Origin of the sequence: Acrocarpospora pleiomorpha (genome assembly GCF_009687885.1) — a bacterium.
In the GTDB taxonomy this organism is placed as follows: domain Bacteria; phylum Actinomycetota; class Actinomycetes; order Streptosporangiales; family Streptosporangiaceae; genus Acrocarpospora; species Acrocarpospora pleiomorpha.
In genome coordinates this window covers 84458-101476 of sequence record NZ_BLAF01000020.1, presented here as the reverse complement: position 1 = coordinate 101476, position 17019 = coordinate 84458, and the positions used below count along the sequence as shown (strand labels likewise).

The following is a 17019-nucleotide window of genomic DNA, read 5'->3' as shown; positions in this document are numbered from 1 at the left end:
TCCGATGACGGTCACCATGGACCGGGAGCCGATGGCCCCGGTCATCGCCTGGCACGGGTTCCAGGGGACGGCCTGGCGTGCGGCCATCGACGTGCGCGCGTTCATCCAGGCCAACTACACGCCGTACGAGGGCGACGAGACCTTCCTGACCCCGGCGACCGACCGGACCCGCGCCGTCTGGGGCAAGATCGCCGGCCTGCTGCCCGAGGAGCGGCGGCGCGGCGTCCTCACCGTGGACGCCTCGACGCCGTCCTCGATCACCGCCCACCGGCCCGGCTACATCGACCGGGAACGGGAACTGATCGTGGGCCTGCAGACCGACGCGCCGCTCAAGCGGGCGATCATGCCGCAGGGCGGCCTGCGGATGGTCGAGAACGGCCTGGCCGCCTACGGCTACCCGCTCGACCCCATGGTGAAGGAGATCTTCACCAAATATCGCAAAACCCACAACGACGGCGTCTTCGACGCCTACACCGCCGAGATCCGCGCCGCGCGCCGCTCGGGGATCATCACCGGCCTGCCCGACGCGTACGGCCGGGGCCGCATCATCGGCGACTACCGCCGCGTCCCCCTGTACGGCGTGAACCGCCTCATCGAGGCCAAGAAGGACGAGCTGCACAGCCTCGACCGGGCCTTCTCCAGCGACCCCGTGATCCGCGACCGGGAGGAGCTGGCCGAGCAGATCCGCGCCCTGGCCGACCTGCGCGAGATGGCCGCCTCCTACGGCTGCGACGTCTCCCGTCCCGCCGCCACCGCGCGCGAGGCGATCCAGTGGCTCTACCTGGCCTACCTGGCCGCGATCAAGGAGCAGAACGGCGCGGCCATGTCGCTGGGCCGCACCGCCACCTTCCTGGACGTCTACCTGGAACGCGACCTCGCCGACGGCCTCATCACCGAGGAGCGCGCCCAGGAACTGATCGACGACTTCGTCATCAAGCTGCGGATCGTGCGCTTCCTGCGCACCCCCGAATACGACCAGCTCTTCTCCGGCGACCCGACCTGGGTGACCGAGTCGATCGGCGGCATGGGCGAGGACGGCCGGACCCTGGTCACCCGCACGAGCTTCCGCTACCTGCAGACCCTGCGCAACCTCGGCCCCGCCCCCGAGCCGAACCTGACGGTGTTCTGGTCCCCCCGGCTGCCCGAGCCGTTCAAACGCTTCTGCGCCCGGCTGTCGATCGAGACCAGCTCCATCCAGTACGAGAGCGACGACCTGATGCGCCCGTGCTTCGGCGACGACACCGCGATCGCCTGCTGCGTGTCGGCCGCGCCCGTCGGGAAGCAGATGCAGTTCTTCGGCGCCCGGGTCAACCTCGCCAAGACCCTGCTGTACGCCATCAACGGCGGCCGCGACGAGATGACCGGCGACCAGGTCGGCCCCGCCGTCCCGGCGTTGACAGGCGAGTACCTGTCGTATGAGGAGGTCGCCCCCGCCTTCGACCGGATGATGGACTGGCTGGCCCGCACGTATGTCAACGCGCTCAACGTCATCCACTACATGCACGACAAGTACGCCTACGAGCGCGTCGAGATGGCCCTGCACGACTACCCGGTCAAGCGCACCCTGGCCTGCGGCATCGCCGGCCTGTCCGTCGCCGCCGACAGCCTGTCGGCGATCCGCCACGCCCGCGTGCGCGTGCTCCGCGACGCCTCCGGCATGGCGGTCGACTACGTGGTCGAGGGCGACTACCCCGCCTTCGGCAACAACGACGACCGGGTGGACTCCATCGCCGTCGACCTGGTCCGCTCGTTCATGGCCAAGGTGCGGCGGCATCCCGCCTACCGGGGCGCCGAGCACACCCAGTCGGTGCTGACCATCACCTCCAACGTGGTGTACGGCAAGCACACCGGCAACACCCCCGACGGCCGCCGCGCCGGCCAGCCGTTCGCCCCGGGCGCCAACCCGATGAACGGCCGCGACCGGCACGGGATGATCGCCTCGGCCCTGTCGGTGGCCAAGCTCCCCTACGCGGACGCCCGCGACGGGATCTCGCTGACCAACACGGTGACGCCCGAAGGGCTCGGGCGTACCGAGGCGGAACGGGTGCGGAACCTGGTCGGCGTGCTGGACGCGTACGTGGACGCCGGTGGCTTCCACATGAACGTCAACGTGCTGACCCGCGCCATCCTGCTGGACGCGATGGAGCACCCGGAGAACTACCCGCAGCTGACCATCCGCGTCTCCGGGTACGCGGTGAACTTCGTCCGCCTCACCCGCGAGCAGCAGCAGGACGTGGTCGACCGCACCTTCCACGGATCGCTGTGAAACCGTCCTCTAAGGGGCAGACCAGACATTGGGGAAGCGGGCGTAGCTCGAACGGCCGTAGATGATCGGGTTCTGGTTCTTGCGCGACCAGTCCCGGACCGAGCGGGCCACATGCTCATAAAGCGAATGCAACCCCACCGTATCCTCCCCCGACGCGGCCGGACCCTTGACCAGAAAGTGCGTGAACACGCCACCACCGACAGCCGCCGACTCCTCGGCCATCTCGTCCTCCCCGCAGGCCGTAATGATCAGCTTCCCCTCCCCGAGATCCAGATCCTTCAACGACAAGGAGATCGGCGCGCGGCTCCCGGCACGGCTGCGCTTCAATTCCGGCCCCACGAAAGTACGACCGCCGGCACCCCCGCTGAAGCACGAGTCGATCAGCAGAAGCACCAGTTTGGGCCGGTCGATACGCTCGAACCAGCGATTGATCTCATTGTCGAAGTCGATGGCCGTCGCGTAGATGTTGTCCTTTTCGGTGTCGTGCGTCACCAGATATCTAGCCACATCATCAGCAAGTGGACCCTGTTCCGGGCTGCCATGCCCGGCGAAGTAGATCAGAACCACATCATCAGGACCGGCCTGCCCGCGGAGCCGCACCCCGATCTCGGTCATGATGGCGTGTTTGGTCGCCTCTTCGTCGAGCAAGAGCCGGATGTCCCGTTCCGCGGGATCGATCCGGGTCAGCAGCCGGGCGAGGGCCTCGGCGTCGGAGCGGGCGAAGCGCAGGTTGCGGATCCTCCGATCCCGATAACGGTCAATGCCGACCAGCACCGCGTAGAGCATCAGTCTCTCCTTCTGGAGTCGCGCAGGGCGGCGATGGCGTCCAGGACGTCCTGCTGCGCGAGGTCCACGACGGGCATCGAACCGCTCTCGGTGAAGAGCGGCGCCCATTCCGGCTCCAGCTCCCGACTGATGACGAGGACGTCGTCCTCGGAGGCCGGCTCGAACGCCTCCAGGACCTCGCGGACATGGGCGATGAAGCCGAGCAGCGCGAGCGCGTCTCGGTCGATGGGGATCACCGGTTCGCCGGTCATGCCGGGCGGCTGGGTCGACATCGTGTCCACGAGGAGCCGGAAACCCTCGGCCGTGCGCAGCTCGGCCAGGACGTCGACCAGGCGGTTCACGGTGAGGATGCCGGGGTCGGCGCGTTGCAGGTCCGCGCAGAGGGCTTCGACCATCAGCCGATCCCGGCGGGCCTGCCGCCAGGGGCGTACGTACCTGGCGGTGCCGATCGGCACCACGATGAGGAAGAAGAGCACGATGCCGCCCACCACCAGCCGCGCGAAAACGGGGTTGCGGTCCATCTCAGCGGAGATCCACGGCCTGGCGGCGAAGAACGCCGCCGCGGCCACTCCACCAGTGATCTTCAGCCATCGGTAGCGGCCGCCGTAGATCCGGGCGAGCGCGGGACCGAGCACGGATGGGCGGAGCCATTCCGGCCACCACTGGCGTGGGGTGACCAGCCGTTTGGCGCTGCGGCGCGCCCGTGCTCCCACCGGATACCCCACGAAGCGGAGCCAGTCGGCCGGGCGCGGGCCGACGTGCCCGTGCAATGCCCCTTCTCGTACGGCCGACGGCCAGATCCCGACGAGCACGGTTACCACATACGCCCCCAGCCAGCCGAAGACATGGGTGATCGGGGTGCCCGCCAGATACGCGTACAGCAGGCCCGGTGTTCCGGTCAGGATCGCGGCCGCGCCGATCATGTGCCTGATCGACAGGGCGTAGTCGGGGAAGAAGTCGGGCCCGAACTCGAAGGCCGCGAATCTGCGCTCCCACCAGAGGCGGCGCGTTCCCGCCGCTCCCGGCCAGGCGCCGCGGCGAAGCCCGGCCCGGTAGCCCAGATGCAGGACCATCATCACGACACTGAAACCGATCGGCGCCGCGGGCTCATCTATGTCGGCGATGAGATAGAGCGTGGGCCCGAGAGCGAGACACACCAGCAGGTCGATCGCCTGGCCCACGCGGAGCAGCCGGACGGTGTTCAGCAGTGTCGGTTCCCGGCCCGAGCCGCGCAGCTGGGCCCGGATCGTCCGCCGCCTGGCCCGCAGGCGGCGTTCCACCTCCAGGGTGAGCAGGGTGCGCCGCAGCTGCGGGAGCACCGCCGCAGGGACGACCGGACGGGAGACCGCCTGGCGGAAGGCGGTGTCGCGCAACAATGTGCCGTGGGCGTGGAAGGCCCGGCCCAGCAGCTCGTTCTCGGTGTCCGGATCGGCGGCCGAGGCGAAGCGCACGACATCGACGCGTTCGGCCGTGCCGGCCTTCGGCCAGACGTCCAGGAGCCGATGCCCAACCTGTACGCGCAGCGCGTCCGGGAGTTGGTGCGGCGAGGGCGGCGCGAAACCGTCGGCAAGCGTGGCGAGCAGGTTGACCGTGGTCTCCCGCCACGGCGTGTCGTCATCGTCAGGGAGGTCCTCGCGGGCCAGCAGGGTGCCGGCGATGCCGGTGAGCTCGCCCACCACCTCGCTCGACCGGCGGCGCAGCAACGACACGGCGGCCGGATGCCAGCGGCTCTCGGTGAGCAGTTCTGCGGCCGGCACCCGATGGGGGCGCGCGAGCAGCGCGACCGTGACGAAATACTCCTGGACCGCGCGGTGCACGAAGCTGAACCGCCGCTCCCCTCGATCGGCCGCGAGCGCGGTGTACGCGCCGAGTTTGGCGCTCTGCAGCGATTCGAGCAGCATCTGGATCATGTCGGGCGCCGGACCGGCGCCGCCCTCCGGGGTGAGCGCGGCGCACAGCTCCCGGATCGACGGGTTCAGGCTCAGGCTCGGATGGTGGGACATGGCCAGCGCGATCTCGGCGGCCGCCGCCATGACCGAGGGCGCGTCGCCCAGCTGCTCGCGGACATAGTGATCGAGCACGTCGTGCCGGTCGGTGGGAAACCATCCGCCGGGATCGGCGGTCACCACCCGGTAGAGCAGGCTGAGCAGCAGCGGATTGTCGGCCATCTCCTGAATCGGGATCGGCGCCGTGGCCAGCCGGCTCTCCAGCCGCCTGCGGGTGGCGGGGCTCGACCCGAACCTTTCCAGCAGCTGGCCGCGCACCCGCTCGCTCATCGGCAGGATCCGCAGCCTCGGCACCGCCTGGAACGCGGTGTATCCGGCGATGTCCCTGGTCGCGACGACCGCGCCGCACGGGGTGAGATCGTAGAGAAAGGCCAGGATGGCCGCCGCGTGGTGTTCCGCCGCGGCGGCCGGGTCGTGCGCGCTGAGCAGAGCGGGGATCTCGTCGAAGGAGTCGAACAGGAACTGCCACCAGCCCAGCTTCAGGCCGTGGTCGAACCAGGTGTCCACGAAGTCGGCCACCGCGCCGGAGCCGCCCGCCTTCATCGCGGCCAGCACCTCCGCCCGTACGGCGTCCGCGGTGACAGGCCCAGACGGGCGGAACCCCCGCAGATCCACGTAGACCGGAACCATCGGCGTCTCGGCCTGGGGAGCCGCGAAGGCGTCGCGAACCAGGTCGAGCAGGGCCGTGCTCTTGCCGGAACCGGGGCCGCCGGTCAGCAACACGACCCTGCGCCGCTCCTCGGCGGAGGTCCGCCGCCCGGTCGCGGCCAGGGCCGGCCGTAGCGTCAGCACCTGGCGGCGATGCGGCCGGCCACGGTTCAGGGACTGGCCGAGCCGGGCCTGGTCGTCGGGTTCCCGGAGTTCGGCTTCGAGGTCGGCCCGGCCGTCCATGACCGATCCGTACGAGGCGGTCCTGGTGTTGAACGCGAATTCCGCGACCTCCCGGTATTCCGCCCACTCCGCGGCGGTGGGACCGCTACCCGGAGGGCTCCGGCGCGGCGCGGGCGCGGGCGCGGCCGACTGCGCCGGGTTCGCGTGATGCTCCTCACCGGCCGCGTCCCGGTAGTGCAGCCACCACGGCTGCTGGGAGCCATCCGCCATCCGGGTGTGGACCTGCTGGAACACCTCCCGCATGTCGGCCGGCCCGGCGGTGTCCAGCACGTCCATCAGCGCGGTGGAGAACCGGCCGGAACCGTTCTCCGAATAGGCTTGCCCCCCGGCCCTGGCCGCGACGATCACGGTCTGCTCGCGCGCCGGACGGCCGGGACCGGCCGGCGGGGCGATCGAGGACCACTCGGCCGCCCGCGCGCTGCCCGGCATCGTACGGCAGGCGTCGACCAGGAAGATCTGGCGCGGGATCCGGACGAAATCGGTGCGGTAACTGCGCAGCAGCGCCCCCAGGTTCAGGTTGCGGCCGTTGTCGCGGTCTTTGTCGGCCAGGAACAGCCGCTGGTTCTCGTCGGTGCCCTCCGCGCCGTGCCCGGCCCAGTAGAACCAGAGCAGGTCGCCCTCCAGGTCGCGGGCGCGCTGGGTCAGCAGGCGGTCGATGATGTAGTGCGTGGGCGGCCCGTCGATCAGGCCGAGAGCCGAGCGGGCGGCGGTGGATTCGTCCAGCAGCGAGGCGTAGCACAGGATCTGCTGGTTGGGCACGCCGCAGCGGCGCAGCCAGGAGACAAAGCGGGCGGCATCATTGCCAGGGCCCGGTAAATCCCAGCTTTTCCCCGCATCGTACTGTTCAACGGCGACCACGATGGCCCATGTGCGTTCGGGCGAAATGTACTGATCCACCCGGTTCTCTCAACTCCCGTCCACTCCCGTACGGGAAATCTTAAACAACATGAGCATGTAGCGAAATATCATCTTTACGATCAGAATAGGGATGAGGAGTGTGGATTCCCGCTGGAGGATCGAGCATGGCGCAGTTCGCCGATACGGAGAGCCATCCGGTTTTCCCCGTCTATCTGCTGACAGACGTCTCGTATTCGATGGCGGGAGCGCCCATCGCGGCCGTCAACGCCTCCCTCCCCGAGCTCAAGCATGTCATCGACGAGGACCCGATGGTCGGTGAGCTGGCGCGGGTGTGCATTCTCTCCTTCGCCGAGGACGCCCGGGTCGAGTTGCCCCTGGCCGATCTCCAGTACGCCGAGCTCCCCCTGCTGGAGTCCCGCGGCAACACCAATTTCGCCGCCGCGTTCGCCCTCGCCCGTACCGAAATCGAGGCGGGCATCCGCGCGCTCGGCACCGGGACACGTTTCTACCGGCCGGTCGTCTTCTTCATGAGCGACGGCATGCACAACGCAGTCGAGGACTGGCGAGACCCACTACGTGCACTCATTGACCGTAATTGGCCGTTCTTTCCTGAAATAGTGTCGTTTGGTTTTGGGGATGCCGACGCTGAGGCGCTGGGCACCATCGCCAGCCGGTACGCCTTCAAGGCCAATGGCGAGGACACGACCGCCCAGGTGCGGGAGATCATGTCCACTCTGGTGCGGAGCATCCAGCGGACCTCGGGGTCGATGGGCTCCGGCGGGCAGGGCGAACTCGTCGTGGACGTGGAGCCGTCCAAGTACACCCCGCTCCCGATCCTTGAGGTCAGATGACCCGCGCCGAGCCGGTCCCGCCCAGACTGGTCCGTGACGAGGACACCACCGCCCCGACTGTCGGCCGCGCCGCGCCCGGCTTCCGCGCGTCGCTGGACCCCGCCAACCCGTTGCGGGTGCCGAGCGTGGTCGCGGACGCGGGTCAGCTCGGGCCGTACTGGGTGGCCGCCGCCGCGCTCACCGGCCTGTCCCATCTGCACACCGGCACGACCGGCCAGGACCGCTACTCCTTTCACGCCGACGCCTCGACCCAGGCCGTGGCCGTCACGGTCTGCGACGGGCTCGGCTCCCGTCCGCGCACGGCCCAGCTCGGCGCGGACACCCTCGCGCGCACGCTGTCCCAGTCGCTGGCCGCGACGCCCGGCGCCGCGTTCGGCGGCGACCCCTACCCGGCGGTCGCGGCGGCGGTCGCCGTCGCCAACGAGCGCCTCCGCGCTGCCGCCGATCTCCGGGAGCCCGGGGATCTGGCGTCCGTTTTCGCCACCGCCTGGTTACCGGAATCCGGCGGGCCGCTGGTCGTCGCCCGGGTCGGGGATTGTTCGGCGTTCGGCCTCGGCCTAACCGGATTTTTCCCGATATTTGGTGAGAAGGATGGCGCGCTGAACGAGCCCGGGGCGTATCTGCCCGCCGACGATCCGCTGGCCGGGCTGGAACTCCGTACCGTTCCCGCTGGGGAGTGCCGCGCGCTCGTGCTGGCCACCGACGGGCTGGCGGAGGACCTGCGCGGCTCGCCCGCGATCCGCGGCTGGCTGGCGGCCCGCTGGGATCAGCCCTGCCACACGATGTGGATGCTCAACTCCCTGCGCTATCGCCGCCAGGGCTCACAGGACGACCGGACCGCGCTCGTGGTCTGGTTTCCGCCGTTCGGGTAGGGGAGACCATGCGGCTGGTTGGCCGGTTCGGGGCGTACGAATGCGAGGACGCGCCCTTCGCCCGCGGCGGCACCGCCGCGCTTCACCTCGCCGAGGGCGGGACCCTGGTCGGCAAGTGTTACGACCAGCCGATCGTGGATCAGGCACGGATCCGGATGAGCGAGGAACTGTGCGCGCTCGGCCGCAACACCCTCCGTGGCGGCGTACCGGTCGGCACCACGGCGGCGACCTCGCTGTGCTGGCCGATCGACGTGATCGACGGCCCGGACGGCGAGGTCACCGCGGTGATCCTCCCCGCCCTGCCCGACGGCTTCCTCCGCCCCAACGGAACCCCGCGCGGCCTGGACTTCCTGCTGATGCGCCGGGCCACGCCGCCACCCGCCGAGATCCGGGTACGGATTCTCCGCCGCCTCGCCGAAATCTTCGCCTGGCTGGACGAACTCCGCCTGGTGCACGGCGACCTCGCCCCCAAGAACGTCGTCTGGACCTCCGACCCCGAGCCCGCCGTCTGCGTCATCGACGTGGACGGCATGAGCCCGCGAGCCCCCGCCACCGGCGTCGCCACCCCCGGCTGGATGGACCCGCGGCTGGTGGAGGGGCAGATCCCGGCCCACGACCACTTCAGCGACCGCTACGCGCTGGCCCTGGCGATCTACCGCGGCCTGTTCCTGATCCCCGGCAACCTGGACCGCCGTACGGACGGAACCTGGCCGGAGCCGACCGCCATCCCCGAAGGCACCCCGGCCGGCCTGCGCGCGCTGCTGCCGGCCACCCTGGGGAACCCGCTCGCGACCGAGAACCGCGCCAGCCCGGACGACTGGGTGCTCGCCCTCGACTCGGCCTTCTTCCGAGGCGACGGAACCCCCGACAGGCACGCCCTGGACTGGCTGGACGAAGCCACGGCCTACAACGAGATCCCCCCGACGCCGCCTCCCCCACCCACCCCGCCGCCACCGGTTCCCGCGCCGCGTCCCAGCGGAGCCGCCCGCATCGCCCGGAGCCCTGCGGGAATCGCCGTGAAATGGCTGGCCAGAGTGGTTTTCGGCCTGCTGCTCCTGGTGACGTCCTTCGTCCTGCGCGTCGCCCCCTCGCTCCGCCGCCGCTTCGACGACGTGCCGTGGATCGCGAGGGAAATGCGATATGCCACCGACGGCCTGAAAACGGCGTTCTTCGTCGGCATCGGCCTCCTCTTCGCCTACGGCTTGGGCTCGGCCGTCATAAGCGGCGTCTACGAATTCTTCGAGTTCGACCTCCCCGCGGGCCCCAAGAGCACCGCCAACCTCGCCCTCGGCGACTGCGTCTTCTACCACCCCGGCCGCGACATGATGGCCGCGGTCGTGGTCGGCGACTGCGACGACCCGCACTGGGGTCAGGTATTCGCCACGCCGGTCATCATCAACCCTCCTGTGGTAACGGAACAGACCGTCAGCGACGCGTCCCAGCAGGCCTGCGGCGAGGCGTTCGCGGCTCCGCCCACAGAATCCCGGCAAGGCATGGTCTACTTCACCTTCTATCCCAATATCTACAAATGGGATCCCGCGCTACCGCACCGCGCCACCTGCCTGCTGACCCGGCCCGACGGGATCCCCTGGACGGACAGCCGCGTCGACTCCTGACGGCCCGCAGGTGTGAGCTTAGAGTAATGGGATATCTACCCTCCGTAAACGCTGCAGTTCAGCGTAGACGGAAGGGAAGACATCATGCTCCTGCCGCTGCTCGCCGGAGGTGTGCCGCGGACCGTTCGGCCGGTGCTGGCGATCTCCTCGCTGGCGCCCCTGCTGTTCAGCCCGAGCGCCGCGGCCCGCGACCTCACCCGATCGCCTCAGTCGGCGTGCGAGGTGCCCGGCCTGATCTCGCACCGGGGCTGGGGAACGGAGAACACGCTGACCGCGTTCCGGCGGGCTCTGGATGCGGGTTCCGACCGGGTCGAACTGGATGTGCGGTTCACCAAGGATCACCATCCGGTGCTGATGCACGACGCCACGGTCGACCGCACCACCACGACCGGCGGACGGGTCTCCGACATGACGCTGGCGCGGTTCCGCACGCTGCGCACCTCTGACGGCCAGCACCCGCCGACCCTCGGCCAGGCCCTGCAACTGCTGCGGGGCAGGACCAAGGAGACCCTAGTGGAGCTGAAGGAGGTTCCGGACGCCGCCGACCTGCGCTCCTTGCGGGAGCTCTACCAGCGGTTCTCGGCCTCGGCATGGGCGAGCCTGACCTCGTTCCTCCCCTCGGCCCTGCGCGCGGTGGACTCCATCCCGGCCCGCAAGGGCCTGCTGTCGGTATCCGCACCGCCGGTCACCACGGCCAAGGAGTTCTCCTTCGTCGCGGTCCGTTACGACAATCTGAGCCGTACGCGAGTCCGCGCGTACCGCGCGGCTGGCGCGACCATCTACGCGTGGACCCCCAACAGCCCCCGCGCGTGGGAACGCCTGGGCGAGTACGGCGTGCACCAGATCGTCACCGACCAGACCCCCGACTACCTGGCCTGGGCCGCGCAAAGCTGCCAGTTGTGAACTAGCGGGCGGGCGTAGGCGCCGTTGACCCCATAAATCTGAATATGTAGAGTTAACGCATGACCCGCATCCGACGCCCCTCCGCCCAGACCACGGCGGTGGTCCTGGCCCTGGCCGAGGAGCCGACCGCCTGGCGGTACGGCTACGAGCTGTGTCAGCAGCTGGGCCTCAAGCCCGGCTCGCTGTACCCGATCCTGGTGCGGCTGGCCGACCGGGGTCTGCTGGAGACCACCTGGGACACCGACGTCCCCGCCGGCCGGCCACCGCGCCACCTGTACCGGCTGACCGGCTCCGGCCGGGCGCTGGCCACCGAACTCGCCGCCGCCGCCGCGGCCGCTGCCGCCTCCACCGGCGCGACGGCGATCCGGCGGTCCGGTCCGAAAGAGGGGTGGCAGGGCGCATGAGGTGGACCCGACGCAGGTTCCAGACCATCACGACCTGGGTGGTCGTGGTGGCGTGGCTGGTGTTCTACGCCGTCGCTGTCGCGACCGCCGACCCGTTACCCCCGCTGGAGACCGCCATCGCGTGGCTGATCATGCCGCCGCTGCTGTGGGTGATCGCCGCCCGGCTCGTGCTACACCACTGGTGGGCGGGCTCCCGCGTGTCCGCGATCGACCCGCCGGGGCGGTTGCTCGCGGTCGCGGTGGCGGCGCTGCCCGAACGCCGGCGTGAGTGGGGCAGGGCGATGACCGCCGAACTGGCCGAGGTCCAGGGGCGGTCGGCCAGGTGGCGGTTCGCGCTCAGCAGTGTCGGGGGCCTGCTGTTGCTGCCGCCGGCGGGCGGCTGGCCGGTGCTGGCGCTCGTGGCCGGGGTGGTCGTGGCCTCGGTGGCGGCGGCCGGGTCGGCGGCCGGCGCGGCGGTGCCCGGGCTGAGGGTGTTCGCGGTGACCTTCACCGCCCTGGCCGGTGCCATGGTGGTGCTGGCCGTCGCCCGCTGGCGCCGGCCGCGGCTGCCCGTGCCGGCTCCGACCGTCCTGGTGACCGGTGCCGTGGCCGCCTCCATCGCGGTAACCGTGATCTTCCTGCGCCAGGAGCCGGGCGCGGCGCAGTACCTGCCACCGGCGGCGGCGATCTATCTCGCCGCGGTCCTGGCCGGCTGCCTGTGGATCGCCCTGGCCGGGCCGCGATGGCTGGGCGCCAACCGGCTCGCACCCCACCTCGGCGCCGCCGCCGCTGTCGTGTTCGCGGCATGGTTCCTGTTGATAATCCGCACCGAGGCGACGGAGCCCCCGCTCCCGCTCGTGCTCGTGCTCGCCGTCGTGCTCCCGCTCACCCCGCTCGCCGTCTTCCTCGTCCCGGCGTTCGCGGCGGGGCGAGCCGGCCGGTCGTTCCGTTCGGGCCTGCGGGCCGCCGTCTGGACCGTGATCGCCGTCATGCCGCTCACGTACGCCGTCTGGCTGCCCGAAGGGCTGCGTCGCCACGCGATCGACGGCAGAGCGATCGACGGCGAGCCGGTGGCCGCCGTCGGCGTGAACCTGGCCGACGCCTTGGTCTTCTGCGTCGGCATCTTCCCCGTGCTCGGCCTCACGCTCGGGGTGATCGGCGCCGGCCTCGGCGCGCTGACCGCCCGGCACGCCGTCCCCGGCGATCCGTCCTAGCGGCGTCCGCGGTCGTCTCCCGAAGCGGGAGATGATGGGACGTATGCGGATCGGGATCCTGGGGGTCACGCGGGTATGGCGTGATGACGGGAGTGAGGTGGCGCTGGGCGGGCCGGTGCGGCGGGCGCTCCTGGCTCTGCTGTCGGTCCGCGCCGGCGAGGCGGTGCCGCTCGACCGGCTGATCGACGATCTGTACGGCGGGCAGGCCCCCGACGGGGCGGCGCACGCCGTGCAGTCACAGGTGTCGCGGCTCCGCCAGGCGCTGCGCCCCGATGCCGCGATCGAGTTCGTCCCCGCCGGTTACCGCCTGCTGGCCGATCCCGAAGACGTCGACACCCGCCGTTTCGAGCGGCTGGCGGACGAGGGGCGGCAGGTCCTCGGGCGGGGCGACCCCGTACGGGCCGCGGAGCTCCTGCGCGCGGCGCTCGACCTGTGGCGCGGTCCCGCGCTCGCCGACGCCGCCGACGCCGGCTCGGTACGGGCCGAGGCGGCGCGGCTCGACGAGCGCAGGCTCGGCGCCCTGGAGGACCGGATCGAGGCCGAACTCCAGCGGGGCGGGCATCGAGCGGCCGTCCCGGAGCTGCGGGAACTGGCCGCCCGGCACCCGCTCAGGGAACGGCTGTGGGGCCTGCTCCTGCGCGCGCTGCGAGCCGACGGCAGGCAGGCCGAGGCGCTGGCCGCGTTCGAGGAGATCCGGACGCTCCTGGCCGACGAGCTCGGCGCCGACCCCTCACCCGGGCTGGCCGCGATCCACCGTTCCCTGTTACGCGGCGACCCGGTCGCGCCCGCGCTCCCCGCCCAGCTCACCACCTTCGTGGGCCGCGCGGACGACCTGGCCGGTGTCACCGGCCTGCTGGCGCGAGCCCGCCTGGTCACGCTGCTCGGCGCCGGCGGCGTGGGTAAGACCCGCCTGGCCATCGAGGCCGCGAGCGCGGAGCTCGAGGTGTGCCTGGTGGAGCTGGCGCGGGTGCGGGACGGGGCGGAGGTGCCCGCGGCCGTGCTCGGGGCGCTCGGCCTGCGGGAGAGCGGCTTCCATGCCGGGCAGCCCGGGGTGCGGCCGGAGTCGCGGCTGGTCGCGGCGCTGGAGGACCGGGCGGTGCTGCTGCTTCTCGACAACTGCGAGCATCTGGTCGACGCCGTGGCGGCGCTGACCGAGCGGCTGCTGAAACGCTGCCCCGCGCTGCGGGTCCTGGCGACGAGCCGAGAGCCGCTGGGCATCACCGGCGAGAACCTGTGGCCGGTCCGGCCGCTCCCGCCGGTCCCGGCCGAGCGGCTGTTCGCCGACAGGGCCGCCGCCGTGCGGCCGGGCTTCGTCGTGGACGACGCCAACGCCGGGACCGTACGGCGGATCTGCCAGGCCCTCGACGGCCTGCCGCTGGCGATCGAGCTGGCGGCGGCCCGGCTGCGCACGCACGAGGTGGCGGAGCTCGCCGCCGGTCTTGACGACCGGTTCCGGCTGCTGTCGCGGGGCAGCCGCACCGCCGAGGCCAGGCACCAGACGCTCCGCGCGGTCGTGGCGTGGAGCTGGGATCTGCTGCCCGAGAACGAGCGGGAGATGGCCAGGCGCCTGACCGTCTTCCACGGCGGCGCCACCGCCGAAGCGGCGCGGCGGGTCTGCGCGCTGCCCGGCGCCGAGGACGTGCTGGACTCCCTGGCCGGCAAGTCCCTGATCGAGGTCGCCGGCGGGCGCTACCGCATGCTGGAGACGATCCGCGCCTACTGTGCCGAGCAGCTGGAGGAGGCGGGCGAGGCCGACGCCGTACGGCACGCGCACGCCGACCACTTCCTGCGGCTGGCCAGGACCGCCGACCCGCACCTGCGGGGCCCCGAGCAGCTCGGGTGGCTGGCCACGCTCAAGGCGGAGGAGGGGAACCTGCACGCGGCGCTGCGGTGGACGGCCGAGTCGGGCGAGACCGGGATGGGGCTCGCACTGCTCGCGTCGATGGCCTGGTACACCTGGCTGAGCGGCACCCGCGCCGCGGTGACGCCGTGGGCGACCGCGCTGCTGGACGCCACGCCACCCGCGGGGCTGGAAACCGACTACGTGCTCGGCGCGCTGATCGCGGCCGCCGGTGGCGGACCGGGCGTGTGGGAGCGGTGCCGACCGGCGGTCGAGTCGATCATCGATCGGCCGCTGGGCCATCCGGCCATCTCGTTCCTCTGGCCCGTGATCAATACCCCGATGGGCGATCCCAGGGTGGTGATATCGGTGATCGCACGTGGGCGTGCGGCACCGGATCGGTGGCGGGCGGCGATCAGCAACGTGGTGTGGGGCTACTCGCAGCTCATGATGGGCGGGTTCGCGGCGGCCGAGGAGGCGTTCGCCACGGCGGCCGAGACCTTCCGGGTGCTCGGCGACCGATGGGGGGCGGCGCTGGCGCTGGACTCGCTGGCCGGTCTGGCATATCTGCGCGACGACCCCGACAAGGCGATAGTCCTGACCGGCGAGGCCATCGCCCGCACCGAGCGGCTCGGCGCCATGGAGGACGTCGCCGACCTGCTGTGCAACCGAGGCGACTATCGCGTCCATCGCGCGTCGGCGGGCGACCTCGCCGCGGCGCGCTCGGACTATGCGCGGGCCGCCGAGATCGCACGCCGCGCGGGCAGTCCCACCTACCTCGCCGCCGCGATGACCGGCTTCGGCGACATCGCCCGGCTGGGCGGCGACCTGGCCGGGGCGCGCCGGCTGTACGAGCAGGCGCTGGAGCGATTCGAGACCCACTGGCTCAAGAGCGGCAGGAGCCGTCTCAACACGTTCCTGGGGCTCGGCAAGGTCGCCGAAGCGTCCGGTGCGCCCGGCGAGGCCCGGGTCTGGTACGTGCGCGCCGTCGAGACGGCGCTGGCCGGCCCGCTCCCCGAAGGCGCCCGCGCGGTCGAGGCCCTCGCCGGGATCGCGCTCGCCGGGGACGACGCGGCGCGGCTGCTCGGTGCGGCCACCGTCCTGCGGGGAAGCGCCGCCGGGCCCGATCCCGATGCCGCGAAGGTCGTCGCCGCCGCGCGGGCCGCGCTGGGCGACTCGCCGTACGAGGCCGCCTTCCAGGAGGGGGCGCGGATGTCCCTGGCCGACGCTTTTCGCCTGGCGGGGGTGCCGGAGTCCGCCATCGAAATCCTGGCCGTGAGCAGGGCGGTGAGCCAGCGGTGAGCGGCCGGTGAGCGCTGCCGGACACGCTCGTGGCATGACAAGCAAACACATTCTGATCTCGGGGGCGAGCATCGCCGGGCCGGCGCTCGCCTACTGGCTGCGCCGGCACGGGTTCACTGCCACGGTGGTCGAACGGGCCCCCGCCCTGCGCGACGGCGGCTACGCGGTCGACTTCCGTGGCGACGTCCACTTCACCGTGCTCCGGCGGATGGGCATAATGGCCGACGTCGAGCGCCTGCGGACGCACATGGGCGACATGTCGCACGTCAACGCCGCAGGGAAGAAGGTCGCCACCATTCCCTCCGGCATGTTCAGCGGCGACCTCGAAATCCTGCGCGGCGACCTGGCCCGCATCCTGTACGACGCCACCAAGGACCACACCGAATACCTCTTCGACGACTCCATCACCGCCATCGCCGAAGACGCCGACGGTGTGGAGGTCACCTTCGAGCGGGCCACGCCCCGGCGGTTCGACCTGGTCGTGGGCGCCGACGGGCTGCACTCCAACGTACGCGCGCTGGCCTTCGGCCCCGAGCGGGATTTCATCGAGGACCTGGGCGTCTACCTCGCGATCTTCACCCTGGACAACCATCTGGGTCTTGACCACACCGGGCAGATGTACGGCGTCCCCGGCAAGATGATCGGCGTCTACAGCGCCCGGCACAACACCGAGGCCAAGGCCCTGCTCTACTTCGGCTCACCCCCGCTTTCCTACGATCGCCGCGACGTCGAACAGCAGAAGAAGATCGTCGCCGAGGCGTTCGACGGCGTCGGCTGGGAGACTCCCCGGCTGCTCGCGGCCATGGGCGACGCGCCCGACTTCTACTTCGACTCGATCAGCCAGGTCCATCTGGACACCTGGTCGCGCGGCCGGGTCGCGCTGCTCGGCGACGCCGCCTACTGTCCCTCGCCGCTGTCGGGCATGGGCACCGGCCTGGCCGTGGTCGGCGCGTACGTCCTGGCCGGCGAGCTGGCCGCGGCCGGCGGAGACCACCGCGCCGGCTTCGCCGCCTACCAGGAGGCGATGCGCCAGTACGTCGCGGGCTGCCAGAAGGCAGGCCAGGGAGTGGCCAAGTGGACGATCCCCGAGAGCAGGTTCATGGCCTGGTTCCTCAACCAGAACTACCGGCTGCTGCCCTACATCCCCTGGAAGGGCCTCATGATCAGGAGCGTCAGAAGGACGGCGAGCGCCATCACTCTGAAACCGTACGACCGCGGCCGCGCGTGACAG

At 71.2% G+C, this 17019-nt stretch carries 11 protein-coding genes; 9 read left to right on the top strand and 2 right to left on the bottom strand.

Annotated features, from left to right (window positions below):
- Positions 1-4 precede the first annotated feature (4 nt).
- Positions 5-2266: a formate C-acetyltransferase gene (gene pflB, locus Aple_RS19440; RefSeq protein WP_155346048.1), complete on the top strand. Its 2262-nt coding sequence runs from the start codon at positions 5-7 to the stop codon at positions 2264-2266.
- A 9-nt stretch (positions 2267-2275) separates the two neighbouring features.
- Here pflB and Aple_RS19435 read toward each other — a convergent pair whose 3' ends face one another.
- Positions 2276-3052 carry a caspase family protein gene (locus Aple_RS19435; RefSeq protein WP_170321561.1) on the bottom strand — a complete coding sequence of 259 codons (777 nt, stop codon included), beginning with the start codon at positions 3050-3052 and terminating at the stop codon, positions 2276-2278.
- A complete protein-coding gene (locus Aple_RS19430; protein WP_155346046.1) occupies positions 3052-6846 on the bottom strand; it encodes a caspase family protein in 3795 nt (1264 codons plus the stop codon). The genes Aple_RS19435 and Aple_RS19430 overlap by 1 nt, the downstream gene beginning before the upstream one ends.
- Positions 6847-6971: 125 nt before the next feature.
- On the opposite strand from Aple_RS19430, the gene Aple_RS19425 reads away from it, so the two are divergent.
- The 8 genes from Aple_RS19425 to Aple_RS19390 all read left to right on the top strand — a co-directional run bounded on the left by Aple_RS19425 (position 6972) and on the right by Aple_RS19390 (position 17016).
- On the top strand, positions 6972-7658 hold the full coding sequence (locus Aple_RS19425; RefSeq protein ID WP_155346045.1) for a vWA domain-containing protein: 687 nt from the start codon (positions 6972-6974) through the stop codon (positions 7656-7658).
- Positions 7655-8530: a protein phosphatase 2C domain-containing protein gene (locus Aple_RS19420; protein WP_155346044.1), complete on the top strand. Its 876-nt coding sequence runs from the start codon at positions 7655-7657 to the stop codon at positions 8528-8530. Before Aple_RS19425 ends, Aple_RS19420 begins: the two co-directional genes overlap by 4 nt.
- A gap of 8 nt (positions 8531-8538) precedes the next feature.
- Positions 8539-10146, top strand: a complete 1608-nt coding sequence (locus Aple_RS19415; RefSeq protein WP_155346043.1) for a phosphotransferase — start codon at positions 8539-8541, stop codon at positions 10144-10146.
- Between the two features lie 84 nt (positions 10147-10230).
- Positions 10231-11049 (top strand): glycerophosphodiester phosphodiesterase, encoded by an 819-nt coding sequence (locus Aple_RS19410; RefSeq protein ID WP_155346042.1) that lies wholly within the window; start codon positions 10231-10233, stop codon positions 11047-11049.
- A gap of 59 nt (positions 11050-11108) precedes the next feature.
- The gene (locus Aple_RS19405; RefSeq protein ID WP_155346041.1) at positions 11109-11453 is read left to right on the top strand and encodes a PadR family transcriptional regulator; all 345 of its coding nucleotides are present in this window, start codon (positions 11109-11111) and stop codon (positions 11451-11453) included.
- The gene (locus Aple_RS19400; RefSeq protein WP_155346040.1) at positions 11450-12646 is read left to right on the top strand and encodes a hypothetical protein; all 1197 of its coding nucleotides are present in this window, start codon (positions 11450-11452) and stop codon (positions 12644-12646) included. Before Aple_RS19405 ends, Aple_RS19400 begins: the two co-directional genes overlap by 4 nt.
- A gap of 43 nt (positions 12647-12689) precedes the next feature.
- The gene (locus Aple_RS19395) at positions 12690-15788 is read left to right on the top strand and encodes an ATP-binding protein (RefSeq protein ID WP_155346039.1); all 3099 of its coding nucleotides are present in this window, start codon (positions 12690-12692) and stop codon (positions 15786-15788) included.
- 34 nt (positions 15789-15822) lie between these two features.
- Positions 15823-17016, top strand: a complete 1194-nt coding sequence (locus tag Aple_RS19390) for an FAD-dependent monooxygenase (protein WP_155346038.1) — start codon at positions 15823-15825, stop codon at positions 17014-17016.
- The last annotated feature ends 3 nt before the right edge of the window (positions 17017-17019 follow it).